The sequence below is a fragment of the Lonepinella sp. BR2357 genome (genome assembly GCF_051851525.1).
GTDB lineage: Bacteria > Pseudomonadota > Gammaproteobacteria > Enterobacterales > Pasteurellaceae > Lonepinella.
Genome location: NZ_JBPDVG010000013.1, coordinates 14381 through 31762, shown reverse-complemented (window position 1 = coordinate 31762; position 17382 = coordinate 14381). Strand labels below are relative to the sequence as shown.

Genomic DNA, 17382 nt, shown 5'->3' with positions numbered 1-17382 from the left:
CGTTTAGTTCTCCAATAATTGTTTAACACTATCATCTGATAGATTTGGGTTGTTTGTGAATACGGATGCCAACGCCATCGCAGAACAGGCTTGTGCATAACGAACCGATGCGGAAAAAGACCGATTTTCTAAATAACAACAAGCCAACCCTGCCATCATCGCATCACCTGCTCCCGTGACATTGACAATCTCCGTTTTGAACGCCGCCATTGTATCAGCAAAACCGCCTTTTTCGCTATAAAAAACACCATCCGCCCCCAGACTCATAACCAAACGTTGCAGCCCTTGCGAATGAAACCAATTTGCTACCTTGACGAGATCTTCAGGCTGCTCAATGGTTATACCGCTGAGTATTTCCGCTTCCATTCGATTCGGTTTCAGGGTATGAATTTTATGTAAATAGGGCTTAATTTTCATTGCCTTAAAGGTAGAAACGGGATCCACAAAAATCGGCAAATGCCCACAATGGGTAAACAGCCACGCCAATGTGGTTTCCGATAAATTGCAGTCCAACACCAACACATCCGAATGTTGGATAAAATCCAAACGGGACGCCAATAATTCAGGGGTCAGGCATTGCAAAATGTCCATATCATTAATCGCCACCACCATTTCCCCAGAATGATTATGCAACGACAAATAGGTGGACGTGGTTTGATTCGCCAGTTTATAACATTGCTCAATTTTCACCCCAGCAAGGCGAGTGGTTTCCAACAGGGTTGCCCCATAAGGATCGTCCCCCACCACTGAAATCAAATGGGATTCCTGCCCGAGCATTGCAATATTTTGTGCAATATTCCGAGCCACGCCCCCTGCACTGCATTTGATTTTGCCCAAATTAGAATCCTGCAAGCGTAATTCCGTCAACGCCGTGCCAGCAATGTCCATATTAGTGCCACCGATGGTGACAATGCGTTTGTGGGGAGCAAGAATATAGCCCTTGCCCCGAATTTTACCTTTATTACTCAAATTCATAATATAATTCGCCACACTAGAGCGAGTAATGCCTAATTGTTCAGCTATTTCATTTTGTTGTAAAAATGGATTTTTTGCCAACAACGCCAAAATTTGCTGTTCTTTTGTCATTGCTGTTGTTGCCATCGTCATATTAACACCTGTTAAAATATTAACAATTGTTAATATATTCTACTTTTGACAGGATAAATCAATGGCTTTTTGTTGAATTTGTGATCTTGATCACGAAGTTTTGGCGCTTTTCTAATAGAGAACCCCAATTTTATAATATAAAAAGAAGTAAATTTACGCCAAATACTTAACCAAAAAAGGCAACGCCGCCCCCATAGCACTAGGATATTTTTGTTGGGTAGCTATGCGAATGAAATCACTGTCAAGGGGGAAAGTCGAAAGTTCACTAATGCGTTGTTGCAATATTTGTAGATCATCTTCAATAAGATAGAATGCAATTTCGCCACCTAAAATAATATCTCGCTCAAGCAGTAAATACACCGTATTTAATCCTTTAGCTAAATGTTCTAAAAACGCATCCCAACGCATAACAGAAAGCTCATCATTTTCTCTCAGGGATGCAAAAAAGGCTTCGGTTGTTTCATCGGGGGCGAGTAGGGCTGAAAGTGAGCAATAGGTTTCTAAACAGCCACGTTGTCCACAATAACAAAGATTTCCATCGGTATGAATTTGTAAATGTTCTAATGCTCCCGAATAACCTTTTTTGCCTAAATCAATTTGATTATTGATGATAATGGCTCCACCTAAATGTTCACTAATCGAAACATAAACAGCATTGTCAATATGCTCCGAAAACCAGAGTTCAGTTAATGCTGCACATTTCACATCGTGAAATAACATGGTGGGAATATCAAAATAAAGTTGCAATTGTTTGAAATCAAAATGTTCGCTTGACAATACACGGCTATAAAGCATGGATTGTCCATCTTTACTGACAATGCCTTGAATGGAGAATCCAATCCCTAAGATCCGTTCTTGTGGATAGGCGATCTTCTGTAAAAAAAGATAGATCACTTGGCTGAGATTTTCGATATAAGGGGGTTCATTTTCAAAATAAAGTACGTTTGTGTCCACATTCAAGACTTCTCCCTTTAAATTTAAAGCGATACAACGGACTTTGGTTTGTTGAATTTCAACACCTATGGTAATAAAGGCATCATCCACTAATTGATAAGCGATAGCAGGTCTACCACCTTGTGGTTGAAAAAAGCCTTGTTCTTTGATTTTTCCTTCGGTTTCTAGTTCAGTGATATTATTGACAACAGTCGGTAAACTCAAATTGAGCATTTTCACTATTTGTGGCTTGGATAAATGCTCGTGTTGAAAAAATAGCTGATAGATATTGCGGTAATTTGCCTGTTTGATGTCTAAATATTCTTCATTTTTCATTATTTTTTGCCTTTAACTCATCTATTTTTTGTGACAGAGATCACAAAATCATAAAAAACTACCGCTTTTCTAAAAATATTTTAACAAAGTCCCTTGCAAAATGAAATTGATCGGATTAAATTAACTTTCATAAAACAACTTTAATAAAGTTGCTTTATATAAATATCAACATTTATAAGGAGTGTAGTATGAATATCTTAGAGAAAATGAAACTAACTGGCAAAACCGCTTTTGTAACAGGTGGAGCAAGGGGAATTGGTAAAAGTGTGGCGATTGCTTTTGCACAAGCTGGAGCGAATGTGGTCATTGCTGATTTTGATATTCGTGAGGCAGAAAAAACAGCGGCTGAAATTAGCCAACAAGAGAACGTGAGAGCGATTGCCGTTAAAACGGATGTGACCGATTTAGCCAGTGTGAATAACCTCATTGATGTGATTAAAAAAGAATTTGGAAAACTGGATATTGCCTTTTGTAATGCGGGAATTTGTATGAATATTCCTGCGGAAGAAATGAGTTTAGAGCAATGGTCAAAGGTGATTAATGTCAATTTAACAGGGGTATTTTTAACCGCACAAGCCGCAGGAAAATTAATGATTGAACAAGGTACAGGTGGTTCAATTATTAATACGGCATCAATGTCTGCTCATATTGTCAATGTTCCACAGCCACAATGTGCCTATAACGCATCCAAAGCAGGGGTTATTCAGCTAACGAAATCTCTCGCTATTGAGTGGGCAAAACATAATGTACGAGTCAATAGTCTAAGTCCTGGTTATATCGGTACAGAATTAACCTTAAATTCAGAAGATCTTAAACCGTTGATTAAAACTTGGAATGAAATGGCACCGTTACATCGTTTAGGCAAACCTGAAGAGTTACAATCCATTTGTGTTTATTTAGCTGGTGATACCAGTAGCTTTACTACAGGTTCAGATTTTATTGTAGATGGTGCATTTACCTGTTTCTAAACGATCCTTTAACAATGTAAGGAGATTTTATGTGTAGCAATGCAAAAACGTTGATTGAAAATGGTCAAACTTATTTAGGTATTGAGCTAGGTTCAACACGGATTAAATCGGTATTAATTGATGTAAATGGGAATATTTTAGCCAAAGGGAGCTTTGAGTGGGAAAATCATTTTGTCAATGGCATTTGGACGTATCCCCTTGATGAAGTTTGGACAGGTATTGCTCAAAGCTATCAAGATTTGAGTTCTGTGGTGCGAGATAAATATAACACGGTTATTCGCCACATTTCGGCAATGGGCGTGAGTGCAATGATGCACGGTTATCTTGCCTTTGATGAGCAAGATAACCAACTCGCAGAATTTCGGACTTGGCGTAATAATACCACAGCGGGGGCGGCTGACCAATTAACCGACTTATTGCAATATAATATTCCACAGCGTTGGAGCATTGCTCACCTTTATCAAGCTATTTTAAATCAGGAAAGCCATACTAAAGACATTGCTTACATTACTACCTTAAGTGGCTATGTACATTGGCAATTAACAGGACAAAAAGTATTGGGCATTGGCGATGCGTCAGGGATGTTCCCAATAGATTCTACGACAAAAGATTATGATCGCCGAATGGTCAATACATTCAATGAATTAATCTCTCAACAACACTTTAATTGGAAATTAGAAAATATTCTTCCGAAAGTATTGGTTGCAGGTGAATCAGCAGGATTATTAACCGAAAAAGGTTGCCGCTTGCTCGATCCTTCGGGGAATTTGCAAGCAGGTTGCGTGCTTTGTCCACCTGAAGGTGATGCTGGAACAGGAATGATGGCGACCAATAGTATTAAGGTTAAAACAGGTAATGTTTCCGCTGGTACATCGGCTTTTGCGATGGTGGTATTGGAAAAACCGTTATCACAGGTTTATCGGGATCTTGATATGGTCACGACACCAGCAGGTGATCTTGTGGCAATGGCTCATTCGCAAAATTGTAGTTCAGATCTTAATGCTTGGTTTCAAGTATTTGATGAAGTGCTAAACGTCTTTAATATTAAGGTTACGCCTGATGAATTGTATGCTGGTCTATTTAATAAAGCATTAGAAGCCACACCTGACGGTGGTGGATTATTGTCATATTGTTTCTATTCTGGCGAACATGGTGTCAATCTTACCACGGGTTGCCCGTTGTTCTTACATCCTGCCAAAGCCGATTTTTCGTTGGCTAACTTCTTGCTTGTGCAACTTTACACTGCATTTGGTGCAATGAAATTAGGCATGGATACCTTGACTAAAAAAGAAAGTGTCAACATTGAAAAAATCTTTGCACACGGCGGATTATTCAAAAGCAAAGAAACCGCACAAAAAGCCTTGAGTGCTGCATTGAATGTGCCTGTTGCGGTACTAGAAACAGCCAGTGAAGGCGGTGCTTGGGGGATTGCTTTGTTAGCGGCTTATATGCAACAGACTTCAATTTCTTTAACCGACTATTTAGACAAAATCGTCTTTGTGAATAGTTCGGATAATGTGGTGAATCCAGAACCTAACTGGGTTCAAGGCTATGAAACCTTTATTCAACGTTATAAAAATGGATTAGCGATTGAACAAGTCGCCGCAAATTTTGCAACGAATCAGAATTAATGGGATTTCCCATTCTTAAGCCGAAATGACTACCCTAAAGTGCGGTAGAAATTTCAACATTTTTAACTAACCCAAACTAAGGTGGTTTATATGAAAAAATTACTCACAGCGCTTGCTCTTTCTTTATCACTTATTGGTACAACAGCCGTTGCCAATGACAACGTTAAAATTGGGTTTGCTAATCGAACTTTAAATGGTGCGTTCTTTAATGGCTTAACTGAATATATGAAAATTCACGCTAAAGAGGCAGGCTATGAATTAATTACCACGGATGCACGGGGTGATTTGAATAAACAAGTTGCTGATGTAGAAGATATGCTTTCACAAGGAATTAACTACTTAGTGTTAAATCCACAAGATCCTGTGGCAGGTATTAAAATATCAGAAATGGCAACGAAAGCAAAAGTCCCAGTCATTGCCTTAGATAGTGATATTTCTTTAGAAGCCCCCGTTGTTACTCGTATTCAAGCGAATAATGCGGCAAACAATATTATGATTGGTGAATTTGCCGTAAAACAATTTGGCGATAAACCTATCAATCTTGTGCTTATCAGTGGGAATCAAGGTAATTTAGTGGGTGAAGCTCGCCGTACTAACTTTATCCGTGGTGTAATGGAAGCTCAATTACGTCAATATGGACACACTCAACTCAATGTTTTAACGCAAGTTTGGGGTAACTGGGATCAACAAGGTGGTTTAAAAGCAATGGAAGATGCCATTGTTGCAAATGGTGATAAAGTGAATGCTGTTTACGCTGAAATGGACGATATGGCATTAGGTGGTCTGCGTGCATTGAAAGCGGCTGGCAAATTAGAAAATGTGAAAGTGTATGCTCACGATGGTTATAAATTTGGTTTAGAAGCGGTGAAAAAAGGCGAATTACAAGCCACGGCATCAAATAATCCAGATGCGTTAACTAAACTTACGATTGACACTATTACTCAATATCAACAAGGTAAACGTGATTTTCCTGACTATCTTTATATTAAACCATTGTTAATTAACAAGGATAATGTAGAAAAAGTATATAACCCAGACTCTTTGTACTAATAATCCAATGAATAGTGGAAGTTTTAACTTCCACTATCTTGAAAAAAGGAGATGATATGAGTGATTATGCTATTGAGATCCGTAATGTAAGCAAACATTTTGGTGGCGTAAAAGCATTACAGAATATTGATCTGAATGTTAAAAAAGGGTCAATTCACGCTTTAATTGGTGAAAATGGTGCTGGAAAATCCACTTTAATGAAGATTCTGTCAGGAATCTATATTAAAGACAGTGGAACAATAAAAATAAATGGCGAAGAAGTTCATTTTACTAATCCTAAAAGTAGTCAACGCAAAGGGATTGGGATTATTCATCAGGAATTAGCCTTATCCCCCGATCTTTCCGTTGCTGAAAATATCTTTCTTGATGATTTGGGGCAAGGTAAAAAAACCATTAACTGGGATTCAATTAATCAACAAGCGAAACAAGCATTAGATTCTTTAGGTTTTAATATTCCCCCAACAATGCGATTGGGTGATTTAAGTGTTGCCTATCAACAAATGGTGGAAATTGCTAAGGCTTTAACCAAGAACGTGAATATTTTAATTTTAGATGAACCCACAGCAGTACTTGCTGATCCTGAAATTGATATTCTATTTGACAACCTAAATAAACTTAAACAAAAAGGCGTTACCATTATTTATATTTCCCATCGTTTAGAAGAATTATTCCGTATATCTGATTCAATTACAGTGATTAAAGATGGACAGACGATTATTGAATTAGATCCAAAAACATCTAATGAAGATGAAATTATTAAATATATGGTAGGACGAGAATTAGATTCCCTATATCCTGATAAGATTGTTCCACAAGATGATGACTTATTATTAGTCAAAGATCTTAATCGAACAGGATTATTACGGAATATTTCTTTTAATGTGAAAAAAGGCGAAATTGTGGGTTTAGCTGGCTTAGTCGGAGCGGGTCGAACAGAAGTCGCAAGATGTATTTTTGGTATTGATCCAATCACATCAGGGGAAATTTATAAAAATGGTCAATTATTAAAATTCTCCAATGTAACCGATGCAATAAAACAAGGGATTGGCTTAGTCCCTGAAAGTCGGAAAGAACAAGGTGCGATTTTGAATATGTCAATCTTAGAAAATATGACAATGGCAACCTTAAACAAGATTTCTAAATTCGGCATTATTAATCATCATTCTGAATTATCTATGGGTGAAAAACTCAAAAAGTTATTACAAATAAAATTAGGTTCGTTATTTGACCCTATTTCCAGTTTGAGTGGTGGTAATCAACAAAAAGTCGTGTTAGCCAAATGGTTAAATACAGATTGTGATTTCATCATTTTTGATGAACCCACTCGTGGTGTTGATGTTGGGGCAAAGGCAGAAATTTATCGCATTATCTCTGATTTAGCGAAATTAGGTTATGGATTATTAGTTATTTCATCAGAATTAATTGAGCTTATCGGTTTGTGTAACAGAATTTATGTAATGAGCGAAGGTACAATTACGGGTGAATTACAAGGTGAACAAATAACCGAAGAAAATATTATGAAATTAGCCATTCCTAAACGTGAGAATTTAAATTAAGGAGTTTTTATGAAAAAAGCATACTCATTTTTCTTACAACATTCAACCATTATGTTTTTTCTCATAATGCTTGTTGTGTCAGCATTATTATCTGACCGATTTTATGCCCTTGAGAATATCACTAATGTACTAAGACAAAGTGTTCCGTTAGGTATTGTTTCATTGGGATTATTGTTTGTGATTTTAACGGGGGGAATTGATTTATCCGTTGGTTCAATAATGGCATTAGTGTCCGTGATTATTGCGATCTATATGCCTGATTACGGCATATTCGGTAGTACTATCATTGGTATTTTATGCGGTGCAATTATTGGCGGTATTGCAGGCGGATTAATTGCATATTTTAAAGTTGCTCCCTTTGTTGCGACCTTAGCAATGATGACGGTAGCTCGTGGATTAGGTTTAATTGTATCAAAAGGACAACCAATTTTTATCAACGATGATAGTTTTACGGATTTTGGTACGGGTTATTTACTGGGGATTCCATTACCTTTTTATATATTATTTATTACTTTCCTTGCCACCTTATTTGTTTATAAGAAAACGGTCTTTGGCAGAATTGTGATTTCCATTGGGAGTAATGAAACAGCGACTCGTTTTGCAGGTATTCGAGTAGAAAGACACAAATTCTTTGTTTATGTTATTAGTGGCATAGCTTGTGCAGTGGCAGGTATTTTGGCAACCACCAGAACAGGTGTGGGTTCACCAGTGTTTGGTATTGGCTTTGAACTTGATGCCATTGCTGCGGTTGTTGTCGGTGGAGCAAGTTTATCAGGTGGTAAAGGGACGGTATTAAATACGTTAATTGGGGTATTTATTCTAAGTATTATCTCTAATCTAATGAATTTATTGAATATTCCTGGCTATCATCAACAAGTGGTGAAAGGCGGAATTATTATCCTTGCCGTATTATTAGAAAGTTTAAAAACCAAGCAACAACTGAGTAAATAATTGAGATAGGCAGGTAAATAATGGCAAATTTTTTAGAACGAATTAAACATCTTCTAAGTGGTCAACCGAGCCAAACAGAAGTTGACCTGTTAGATAAAATCTCGAAAGAGATTGCGGAACAATTCATTATGGCATTAGGCGGTAAAGAAAATCTCACAGGGGTTGATTATTGCATTACAAGATTAAGGTTAAATTTAGCTAATCTCAATCTTGTAGATTTCAGCAAACTTGAACAATTAGGTTCAAAAGGGAATGTTGCTGTTAATGATAATGAATTACACGTTATATTAGGTAAACAATCAGGGGCAATTGCTGAATCTATTAAGGCTGTTTTGTAATAAGAGCGTTTTAAGCGACATAATTTTTTATGTCGCTTATTTTTATAATAGTAGCGATATTAAATGATATTTTACTATTGTTTTTATATACATAATGGTTAAATTCTATTGCTATTCTCTCAATGATTAGCTATATTGCTCCAACCAAAAACAACAAAAAAGGTACGTATATGCTTACAGTGACTTCATCTCAAGCTCAAAATGCGTTTAGTCAACTGATTGATCATTCACAAAGGGAAGCTGTGTCTATCACAAGACGTAATAAAATTGTCAGTTTGGTCATGTCACCAGATGTGCTTGAAGAATATATTGATGCAAGGTTAGCGCTTGAAGCAAAAAACAAAGGGTTGCTCACATCCTCAGAAACCGAATCTGTACTTGATAAATTCCGTTAATATGTTAGCTATTCGATTATCAAAAGATGCCGCTGCATTTTTAGAAAAAATCCCTCTTAAACACGCAAAGCAAATCGTCGCAAAAATAGATTTATTGGCTAATAATCCGTTATCCATTCAGTCCAAACAACTTACTGGTTATCCCATATTAAGACGAATAAAAGCAGGTGAATATAGAATTATTTATCAGATTGAAAATGATGTATTAGAAATCCATGTGTTGAGAATTGGCAAACGCAATGATGCTGAAGTGTATCGCCATTTGGGGAAATTGATTTAGATGCAGTATTATTGTAGCTAAAAGCAAAATTCATCACATTTTTCTATACAACCGATACCCCACCATGCCCGTAATTTTCTCCTTTAACAACTGCCAATTTTCAGGTGTTGTTAACTGTTTTTCTTTTTCGGTTTCCACATAAATTAAGGCGTTTTCTTTTAGCCAGTTATTTTGCGCTAATAAAATTATTGCTTGTTCCGCCAAACCAAAATGAAATGGTGGATCCAAAAATACCACATCAAACTGCGGTGTTTTTTGCGGTTGTTTTAGGTAATCTAGGCTGTTTTGGTTAAGTACAACAGATTGATCTGTATCGCATTTCAAGGTGGCGAGATTTTTTTTCAGTTGGTTGGCAACGGTTCTGTCTAACTCTACAAAAGTCACCTGTTTCGCTCCTCTTGATAGGCTTTCAAACCCCAGTGAACCACTGCCCGCAAAGCAGTCTAAACAGTGGCTATCCACAATGTAAGGCATTAACCAATTAAACAGGGTTTCTTTCACCCGATCACCAGTAGGGCGTAAACCTTGGGCATTAAGGACTGGCAATTTTCGCCCACGCCAACGGCCTGCGATAATACGAACTTCGCCTTTAGTCGATTGAGTGGTCGATTTTGTGCTTTTTTTCATACAGATGTAAATAAAAAATGATAAACTATATAGATTTTGTATAGTTTAACAGATATTGAGAGATTTTTATGGCAGATGAGAAGAAAAAGGGCGGATTTTGGTCGTGGTTAGGACTTGGGAAAAAGCCACCAGAAAACCATGTTGATGAACCAATATCACCAACGGAAACACAACAAGCAGTTGAAGAAGTTGTTGAGCAAACCACCCAACAAACAGAAAATATTGTTGATATTATTGAAGAAAAAATCGAAAACATCAGCGAAAATATCGATCATGCTATTGAAACGGTGAGCGAAAATTTAAGCGAAGATACCTTAAATTTAGTCGAAAATTTTGTTCATTCTGAAACCGCATTTATTTCTGAACAAAATAATACCGCACTTGAACCAGTCAAAACGGAACAAATCATTGCAGAGGTTATTGCTCCAGAAGAAAAGGATAATGCAGAAGATGGTGTTGAAGATATTGTTAAAAAAAGCGCGGTGGAATTTGAGCCTGTTTTAGCGCAAGTTGAACAATCAGAAGAAATCACCGAACAAGAAAATGAACCCGCTGAACCAGATATTCCAGAAACTGCCGTTACCCAAGAAAAGCCAAGCGAGGGCGGTTTTTTCAGTCGTTTACTCAAAGGGTTAGTGAAAACCAAACAGAATATCGGTTCGGGTTTTCGTGCTTTCTTTTTAGGTAAAAAAATTGATGATGAACTGTTTGAAGAACTTGAAGAACAACTATTAATTGCCGATATTGGCGTGCCGACCACCAGCAAAATTATCCAAAATTTAGAACAACATGCCACTCGTCAACAGTTGAAAGATGCGGATTTGTTGTATCAACAACTCAAACAAGAAATGGCGGATATTCTTGCTCCAGTAGCACAACCTTTGCACATTGACACCAGCAAAAAACCTTATGTGATTTTAATGGTCGGCGTGAACGGCGTGGGCAAAACCACCACAATCGGTAAACTCGCTCGTCAGTTCCAACAACAAGGTAAATCCTTGATGTTAGCGGCGGGTGACACGTTCCGTGCGGCGGCGGTAGAACAGTTGCAAGTGTGGGGCGAGCGTAATCATATTCCAGTGGTGGCACAAGCGACTGGCTCGGATTCAGCATCCGTCATTTTTGATGCTATGCAATCAGCCGCTGCGAAAAATATTGATATATTGATTGCCGACACCGCTGGACGTTTGCAAAATAAAAATAATTTGATGGACGAGTTGAAAAAAATCGTGCGTGTGATGAAAAAATATGATGACACCGCACCGCATGAAATTATGCTCACCTTAGACGCAGGCACAGGGCAAAATGCCATTAGTCAGGCAAAATTATTTAATGAGGCTGTAGGACTGACTGGACTCTGTTTAACCAAATTAGATGGCACCGCCAAAGGTGGTGTGATTTTTGCTATTGCGGATCAATTTAATTTACCCATTCGTTATATTGGTGTGGGTGAAAAAATTGAAGATTTACGCACCTTTGATGCCAATGAATTTATTGATGCGTTATTTACGCAAGAAGATTAAGGGAAAGCCAAATGATCTATTTTCAAGATGTGAGCAAAGCCTATTTAGGGAGCAAACAATCTGCGTTACAAGGGATAAATTTTCATTTACCTGTGGGCAGTATGACTTATTTAACTGGGCATTCTGGGGCAGGTAAAAGTACGTTGTTAAAACTCATTATGGGCATGGAACGTGTTAATGGTGGGGAAATTTGGTTTAATGGTCATAAAATTTCTCGCCTTTCTAGCCATGAATTGCCATTTTTACGTCGCCAAATTGGCATGGTTCATCAGGATTATCGTTTATTGCCTGATCGTTCTATTGTGGATAATGTGGCATTGCCCTTAATTATTGCAGGCATGCACCCCAAAACCGCAAAAGAACGTGCATTGGCTATGTTAGATAGAGTGGGATTATACGACCGTGCCAATCATCAGCCATTACATTTATCGGGCGGTGAACAACAACGTGTCGATATTGCTCGAGCGGTGGTGCATAAACCGCAATTATTGCTGGCTGATGAACCCACTGGCAATCTGGATAACGCTTTGTCTTTTGATATTTTTAACCTGTTTGAAGAATTTAACAAAACCGGCATGACTGTGTTAATTGCCACCCATAACATTGGCTTAATTCAACAAAAACCAAAACCTTGCCTTGTATTAGAACAAGGCTATTTGCGAGCATAGGGGAAAGCAAATGAGTTCAACACAAAAAGCCCCATTTTGGGTACAAATGCAATATGTTCTACGCAATGTGTGGGCCGATCTTTGTTTAAGAAAATACGGTACCTTATTGACAATTTTGGTGATTGCCGTGTCATTGACCATTCCGACCGTGAGTTTTTTACTCTGGAAAAACACCCACTTAGCCACCACCAAATTCTATCCAGAAACCGAATTAACGGTCTATTTGCATAAAAATCTGAATGCAGATGATGCTAACAATGTGGTGGAAAAAATCCGTGAGCAAAATGGCGTAGAAAGCCTAAATTATGTGTCTCGCCAAGAAAGTTTAAAAGAGTTTAAGGCTTGGTCTGGCTTTAATGAAGAATTGGATATTTTAGATGATAACCCCTTACCGGCCGTGGTGATGATCCATCCAACATCAGAATTTCAAGGTTCCGAAAAACGTCAAGAATTACATAATAATTTGATGAAAATCAAAGGGGTAGATGAAGTCCGCATGGATAATGATTGGCTCGAAAAACTCACGGCGATTACGTGGCTGATTGCTCATGTGGCGATTTTTAGTGCGGTGTTAATGACTTTGGCGGTCTTTTTAGTGATCGGGAATAGTATTCGTTCTGATGTATATAGTAGCAAGGCGAATATTCAAGTGATGAAATTATTGGGTGCCACCGATCAATTTGTGCTACGTCCTTTCCTGTACACAGGCATTATCTACGGCTTTTTAGGTGCTTTATTTGCCTGTATTTTCAGTAGTTTCGTCATTGGTTATTTCACTAGTGCGGTGAAATATGTGACCGATATTTTTGCAGTCCAATTTGAATTGAATGGCTTAGGATTCGTAGAATTTGTATTCTTGTTGATTATTTGCTCCATTGTAGGTTATGCGTCAGCATGGATTGCGGCGACACGGCATATAAAAATGTTAGGAAAATGATAAAATATCTAATTTTTAAAGCCTAGTTTTAAAAATTGTTCTAACATAACTGCTTATTTAATGATGAAAATTAACCAAAACCTAATTTTCATCATTTTTTATATAAAAAATACTTGATTTTATCAAGGTTATCTGTAATTTTATAACCATCAAACACAACATAACTTAAAGGAAATGCAAATATGAAAAATGTCGGTTTTATCGGTTGGCGTGGTATGGTTGGCTCGGTGTTAATGGATCGTATGGTTCAGGAAAACGATTTTGCCAATTTAAATCCTGTGTTCTTCACCACTTCGCAAGCAGGGCAAAAAGCCCCAGTGTTTGCTGGCAAAGAGGCAGGCGAATTGAAAAATGCCTTTGATATTGATGAACTTAAAAAATTAGATATTATCGTCACCTGTCAAGGGGGCGACTACACCAATGAAGTCTATCCAAAATTAAAGGCGACAGGTTGGGACGGCTATTGGGTGGATGCGGCATCCGCATTGCGTATGCAAGATGATGCGATTATTGTGTTAGATCCAGTGAACCAACATGTGATTACAGATGGCTTGAAAAAAGGCATTAAAACCTTTGTGGGCGGTAACTGTACCGTGAGCTTGATGTTAATGGCGATTGGTGGCTTATTTGAAAAAGATTTAGTGGAATGGATTTCCGTTGCGACCTATCAAGCGGCGTCTGGTGCAGGGGCGAAAAATATGCGTGAGTTGCTTGTGCAAATGGGTCAATTAGAAGACAGCGTGAAAGCAGAATTAGCTGATCCAGCGTCGTCTATTTTAGATATTGAACGCAAAGTCACCGCCAAAATGCGTGCTGACGATTTCCCAACGGATAACTTTGGTGCAGCCTTAGGCGGTAGCTTAATTCCATGGATTGATAAATTATTACCAGAAAGCGGACAAACCAAAGAAGAATGGAAAGGCTATGCGGAAACCAATAAAATTTTAGGTTTAAGCGACAATCCAATTCCAGTCGATGGCTTATGTGTGCGTATTGGGGCATTGCGTTGCCATAGCCAAGCGTTCACCATTAAACTCAAAAAAGACTTGCCATTAAGCGAGATTGAACAAATTTTAGCAAGCCACAATGAATGGGTGAAAGTGATTCCGAATGATAAAGAAACCACCTTGCGTGAGTTGACGCCAGCGAAAGTCACAGGGACATTAAGCGTACCAGTAGGGCGTTTGCGTAAACTTGCCATGGGCCCTGAATATTTAGCCGCATTCACCGTGGGCGACCAATTATTATGGGGTGCGGCAGAGCCAGTACGCCGTATTTTGAATCAATTGGTTTAAAACCCTCACCCTAACCCTCTCCCAAAGGGAGAGGGGATTTTTAAATACCATGATATGCAACGAGAACCTCAATTTTGTCAATTTGCCTTAGCTGAACTGTATCCTTTTGCACAACAATTCCCCATTCAATATCTTGTTGGAAAAAGACATTGTCAGCTAGCCTATCGTCATTTTACCCAACCCCAAAGCGATCAACGAAAGTTGATCGTTCTGGTCAATGGTCGGGCTGAAAATATTTTAAAATGGTCTGAACTTGCCTATGATTTTTATCAGCAAGGATTTGATGTCTTGGTTTTTGATCACCGTGGACAAGGTTATTCACAGCGGTTATTAACCGATCCGGAAAAAGGCCATTTAGATGAATTTCGCTTTTATGCGGATGATATGGCAAAAATTATCGAAAAATGCACCGTAGATTTTAACTATCAACGTCAGCATATTGTGGCACATTCTTTAGGCTGTTTAATTTCAAGCTATTATCTCGCCAACTATGATCACCAGATTAAAAGTGCGGTGCTTTCTTCGCCTTTTTTTGGCTTACCCTTAAAAAAACCGTTACGTGATGAAATGTTATTGAGTTTAATGATGTTATTGGGCATGGGAGAACATTATGTGTTTGGCAAAACGGCTTATAAACCTGCGGATTTAAAACAAAATGAACTCAGTTTCTGCAAAACTCGCATGAAATGGATGAATCGGATTAATCGCAAGTTTAAAGAGATTCATTTAGGCGGTCCGACTTTCCGTTGGGCACATTTATGTTTACAAGCGATAAAACGCTTGCCAAAAATTCTGCCACAAATTGAAATTCCCGTGTTGATCTTGCAAGCGGAAAAAGACAACATTGTGGAGAATAAAAATATCGAAAAATTCACCGCACTTTTGCCAAAAGGGAAATTAATTCCAATCAAACAAGCCAAACATGAGATTTTATTTGAACGTGATGAAATTCGGAATGTGGCGTTGGAGCATATTTTTCAATTTATTCGTTAGTGCGTTCTGTTAATTGTTCGGTCAAAAATATCACTTCTTGTAAGAAAGCAGGAATGCCATCCACCACATTTAATGCGGTTTCTTCATCATAGGTGTGACTGGTACGTGATCGCATTTCTCGGTAAGTTTTCCAATCTTTCCATTCACCTTGTAATAAATTCATTTCATAACCAGAACGAATTAAATCTTGAAAAGGCATGGCATCATATTGTGCTGGATTAGGCGAAATATGCACTAAATAACGTTTAAGCATTTTATGGCTTAATTCATAAGTAAATTCAAAACGTTGAATTAAGCCATCACGAATTTGAATATCCGTCACGTCCGCTTGATAACGAGCCAACCCTTCTTTTAATCGTTCAACCGCATTAATTAATGGCGTAAAATCTAATGTAATATCATTCATATCAACCTACTTAATGTAAATTATCACCATCATTTTTCTTCAATTTAGCCACCACAAAAAGCAATACTACACCAAAAAGAGAACTGGTTAAAAATGTATAACTAAAGGATTGTTGTAATTGTTCGGGTTCCACTAAAGTGCGGTAAAAATTCAATGCAATAGCAGAAACGGCAATCCCTAAACCGATACCCACTTGTTGAATAATGCTTAGCATGGTGGAACCGGCACTGGCGGTCTGTTTGTCTAGTTCAGAAACAGTCAAGGTATTCACCGACGTGAACATAATAGAAAGTACCACACCATAAACCGATAGTAAACTAATGTAAATCCAAAGCGGCGTATCAATGGTTAATAACGCCATTAGTCCCACCGAAACTGCCATAAATAATGAATTAATCATCAATAATTTTCGATAACCTAATAATTTTAACAATGGGCGAATAATCGGTTTGCTGACCAATGAACTAATAGCAATCGGCGTAATCATTAAGCCTGCATAATCTGCACTGTATTGAAATGACACTTGCAACATTAATGGTAATAAAAACGGAATGCCGGAACCACATAAACGAATAAATAAATTCGACCATGAGCCTAAATAATAAGTGCGAACCTGAAATAAACTGAGTGGAATCAACGCATGTTGATTGCCGCTGGCATAAAAATAATAAGCCACTAAAAATAAACAACCGGCAGCTAAAATACTACCTGCTTGCCATTTTTCCACAAAGGTTTCGCTGACTAAATCAAGTCCTAATGTCAGACAAACTAAACCACCACCAAATAATAAAAAACCGAGCCAATCAAATTTATTTAGCTGATTTTTCACATTCGGCATAAAAAAGCTAGACAGAATCACGCCGATGAAACCAATGGGAATATTGATTAAAAAAATCCAATGCCATGAGGCATAAGTCACCAACCATCCGCCTAAAATAGGGCCAATAATGGGGCCAGTTAAACCGGCCATGGCCATCAGATTCCAAATCGGAATTAATTCATTTTTAGGCACGGTACGAATAATGGCCAGACGAGCCACTGGCATCATCATAGCACCGCCAAAACCTTGTAATATACGAGAAAAAACCAACATTTCCAATGACATGGAAAAAGCACAACTGACCGAACCTAACACAAACATCATAATAGAAAAACGGAAAATATTTAGCGTACCATATTTATCGGCTAACCAACCGCTAATAGGAATAAACAACGCTACCGTTAATGCATAGCTGATCACGGCCAACTGCATTTGTAAAGGGGATTGCTGTAAATCTTTTGCAATGGCAGGTAGTGCGGTATTTAAAATGGTCGTATCTAAGGCTTGCATAAAAAAGGCCGTGGCGGCAATCCATGCAAGGGAACGTGGTGAAATGGCTTTTTCCATT

18 protein-coding genes are annotated in these 17382 nt (G+C 38.0%); 13 read left to right on the top strand and 5 right to left on the bottom strand.

Annotated features, from left to right (window positions below; translation table 11 throughout):
* Window positions 1-3 precede the first annotated feature (3 nt).
* Both ACTG7L_RS09360 and ACTG7L_RS09355 read right to left on the bottom strand, forming a co-directional pair.
* The gene (locus ACTG7L_RS09360; RefSeq protein ID WP_439328311.1) at window positions 4-1107 is read right to left on the bottom strand and encodes a PfkB family carbohydrate kinase; all 1104 of its coding nucleotides are present in this window, start codon (window positions 1105-1107) and stop codon (window positions 4-6) included.
* A gap of 153 nt (window positions 1108-1260) precedes the next feature.
* On the bottom strand, window positions 1261-2376 hold the full coding sequence (locus tag ACTG7L_RS09355) for an ROK family protein (RefSeq protein WP_439328310.1): 1116 nt from the start codon (window positions 2374-2376) through the stop codon (window positions 1261-1263).
* 188 nt (window positions 2377-2564) lie between these two features.
* On the opposite strand from ACTG7L_RS09355, the gene ACTG7L_RS09350 reads away from it, so the two are divergent.
* The 8 genes from ACTG7L_RS09350 (at window position 2565) to ACTG7L_RS09315 (ending at window position 9545) form a co-directional block, all read left to right on the top strand.
* Window positions 2565-3344 (top strand): SDR family oxidoreductase, encoded by a 780-nt coding sequence (locus ACTG7L_RS09350; protein WP_439328309.1) that lies wholly within the window; start codon window positions 2565-2567, stop codon window positions 3342-3344.
* A gap of 29 nt (window positions 3345-3373) precedes the next feature.
* Window positions 3374-4975 (top strand): xylulokinase, encoded by a 1602-nt coding sequence (locus ACTG7L_RS09345; RefSeq protein WP_439328308.1) that lies wholly within the window; start codon window positions 3374-3376, stop codon window positions 4973-4975.
* Window positions 4976-5065: 90 nt separating this feature from the next.
* On the top strand, window positions 5066-6025 hold the full coding sequence (locus tag ACTG7L_RS09340) for a substrate-binding domain-containing protein (protein ID WP_386688503.1): 960 nt from the start codon (window positions 5066-5068) through the stop codon (window positions 6023-6025).
* A 56-nt stretch (window positions 6026-6081) separates the two neighbouring features.
* A complete protein-coding gene (locus tag ACTG7L_RS09335) occupies window positions 6082-7581 on the top strand; it encodes a sugar ABC transporter ATP-binding protein (protein ID WP_439328307.1) in 1500 nt (499 codons plus the stop codon).
* Window positions 7582-7590: 9 nt separating this feature from the next.
* A complete protein-coding gene (locus tag ACTG7L_RS09330) occupies window positions 7591-8532 on the top strand; it encodes an ABC transporter permease (protein WP_386695446.1) in 942 nt (313 codons plus the stop codon).
* Between the two features lie 20 nt (window positions 8533-8552).
* Window positions 8553-8870 carry a PTS transporter subunit EIIB gene (locus tag ACTG7L_RS09325; RefSeq protein ID WP_439328306.1) on the top strand — a complete coding sequence of 106 codons (318 nt, stop codon included), beginning with the start codon at window positions 8553-8555 and terminating at the stop codon, window positions 8868-8870.
* Window positions 8871-9040: 170 nt separating this feature from the next.
* The gene (locus tag ACTG7L_RS09320) at window positions 9041-9265 is read left to right on the top strand and encodes a type II toxin-antitoxin system Phd/YefM family antitoxin (protein WP_439328305.1); all 225 of its coding nucleotides are present in this window, start codon (window positions 9041-9043) and stop codon (window positions 9263-9265) included.
* 1 nt (window position 9266) lies between these two features.
* The gene (locus tag ACTG7L_RS09315) at window positions 9267-9545 is read left to right on the top strand and encodes a type II toxin-antitoxin system RelE family toxin (protein WP_439328304.1); all 279 of its coding nucleotides are present in this window, start codon (window positions 9267-9269) and stop codon (window positions 9543-9545) included.
* A 33-nt stretch (window positions 9546-9578) separates the two neighbouring features.
* Here ACTG7L_RS09315 and rsmD read toward each other — a convergent pair whose 3' ends face one another.
* Window positions 9579-10172: a 16S rRNA (guanine(966)-N(2))-methyltransferase RsmD gene (gene rsmD, locus ACTG7L_RS09310; protein WP_439328303.1), complete on the bottom strand. Its 594-nt coding sequence runs from the start codon at window positions 10170-10172 to the stop codon at window positions 9579-9581.
* A gap of 68 nt (window positions 10173-10240) precedes the next feature.
* On the opposite strand from rsmD, the gene ftsY reads away from it, so the two are divergent.
* The 5 genes from ftsY (at window position 10241) to ACTG7L_RS09285 (ending at window position 15588) form a co-directional block, all read left to right on the top strand.
* Window positions 10241-11695: a signal recognition particle-docking protein FtsY gene (ftsY, locus tag ACTG7L_RS09305; protein ID WP_439328302.1), complete on the top strand. Its 1455-nt coding sequence runs from the start codon at window positions 10241-10243 to the stop codon at window positions 11693-11695.
* An 11-nt stretch (window positions 11696-11706) separates the two neighbouring features.
* Entirely contained in the window at window positions 11707-12363 is a 657-nt protein-coding gene (ftsE, locus tag ACTG7L_RS09300; RefSeq protein WP_439240493.1) for a cell division ATP-binding protein FtsE, read from the top strand.
* Window positions 12364-12373: 10 nt separating this feature from the next.
* Window positions 12374-13300: a permease-like cell division protein FtsX gene (ftsX, locus tag ACTG7L_RS09295; protein WP_439328301.1), complete on the top strand. Its 927-nt coding sequence runs from the start codon at window positions 12374-12376 to the stop codon at window positions 13298-13300.
* Window positions 13301-13482: 182 nt separating this feature from the next.
* Window positions 13483-14595, top strand: coding sequence for an aspartate-semialdehyde dehydrogenase (gene asd / locus ACTG7L_RS09290; RefSeq protein ID WP_439240489.1), 1113 nt, complete (start codon window positions 13483-13485; stop codon window positions 14593-14595).
* Window positions 14596-14649: 54 nt separating this feature from the next.
* Complete coding sequence (locus ACTG7L_RS09285; protein WP_439328300.1) at window positions 14650-15588, top strand: alpha/beta fold hydrolase; 939 nt, start codon at window positions 14650-14652, stop codon at window positions 15586-15588.
* On the opposite strand, the gene ACTG7L_RS09280 is transcribed toward ACTG7L_RS09285, so the two are convergent.
* Window positions 15578-15994: a nucleotidyltransferase substrate binding protein gene (locus ACTG7L_RS09280; protein ID WP_439328299.1), complete on the bottom strand. Its 417-nt coding sequence runs from the start codon at window positions 15992-15994 to the stop codon at window positions 15578-15580. The two genes, ACTG7L_RS09285 and ACTG7L_RS09280, sit on opposite strands and share 11 nt — an antisense overlap.
* Before the next feature lie 10 nt (window positions 15995-16004).
* Complete coding sequence (locus ACTG7L_RS09275; protein ID WP_439328298.1) at window positions 16005-17381, bottom strand: DHA2 family efflux MFS transporter permease subunit; 1377 nt, start codon at window positions 17379-17381, stop codon at window positions 16005-16007.
* Between the last annotated feature and the right edge of the window lies 1 nt (window position 17382).

Bases quoted from the DNA above. Each gene is read 5' to 3' on its own strand.
- ACTG7L_RS09360 (WP_439328311.1), bottom strand. From the start codon at position 1,107: ATGACGATGGCAACAACAGCAATGACAAAAGAACAGCAAATTTTGGCG.
- ACTG7L_RS09355 (WP_439328310.1), bottom strand. From the start codon at position 2,376: ATGAAAAATGAAGAATATTTAGACATCAAACAGGCAAATTACCGCAAT.
- ACTG7L_RS09350 (WP_439328309.1), top strand. From the start codon at position 2,565: ATGAATATCTTAGAGAAAATGAAACTAACTGGCAAAACCGCTTTTGTA.
- ACTG7L_RS09345 (WP_439328308.1), top strand. From the start codon at position 3,374: ATGTGTAGCAATGCAAAAACGTTGATTGAAAATGGTCAAACTTATTTA.
- ACTG7L_RS09340 (WP_386688503.1), top strand. From the start codon at position 5,066: ATGAAAAAATTACTCACAGCGCTTGCTCTTTCTTTATCACTTATTGGT.
- ACTG7L_RS09335 (WP_439328307.1), top strand. From the start codon at position 6,082: ATGAGTGATTATGCTATTGAGATCCGTAATGTAAGCAAACATTTTGGT.
- ACTG7L_RS09330 (WP_386695446.1), top strand. From the start codon at position 7,591: ATGAAAAAAGCATACTCATTTTTCTTACAACATTCAACCATTATGTTT.
- ACTG7L_RS09325 (WP_439328306.1), top strand. From the start codon at position 8,553: ATGGCAAATTTTTTAGAACGAATTAAACATCTTCTAAGTGGTCAACCG.
- ACTG7L_RS09320 (WP_439328305.1), top strand. From the start codon at position 9,041: ATGCTTACAGTGACTTCATCTCAAGCTCAAAATGCGTTTAGTCAACTG.
- ACTG7L_RS09315 (WP_439328304.1), top strand. From the start codon at position 9,267: ATGTTAGCTATTCGATTATCAAAAGATGCCGCTGCATTTTTAGAAAAA.
- rsmD (WP_439328303.1), bottom strand. From the start codon at position 10,172: ATGAAAAAAAGCACAAAATCGACCACTCAATCGACTAAAGGCGAAGTT.
- ftsY (WP_439328302.1), top strand. From the start codon at position 10,241: ATGGCAGATGAGAAGAAAAAGGGCGGATTTTGGTCGTGGTTAGGACTT.
- ftsE (WP_439240493.1), top strand. From the start codon at position 11,707: ATGATCTATTTTCAAGATGTGAGCAAAGCCTATTTAGGGAGCAAACAA.
- ftsX (WP_439328301.1), top strand. From the start codon at position 12,374: ATGAGTTCAACACAAAAAGCCCCATTTTGGGTACAAATGCAATATGTT.
- asd (WP_439240489.1), top strand. From the start codon at position 13,483: ATGAAAAATGTCGGTTTTATCGGTTGGCGTGGTATGGTTGGCTCGGTG.
- ACTG7L_RS09285 (WP_439328300.1), top strand. From the start codon at position 14,650: ATGCAACGAGAACCTCAATTTTGTCAATTTGCCTTAGCTGAACTGTAT.
- ACTG7L_RS09280 (WP_439328299.1), bottom strand. From the start codon at position 15,994: ATGAATGATATTACATTAGATTTTACGCCATTAATTAATGCGGTTGAA.
- ACTG7L_RS09275 (WP_439328298.1), bottom strand. From the start codon at position 17,381: ATGGAAAAAGCCATTTCACCACGTTCCCTTGCATGGATTGCCGCCACG.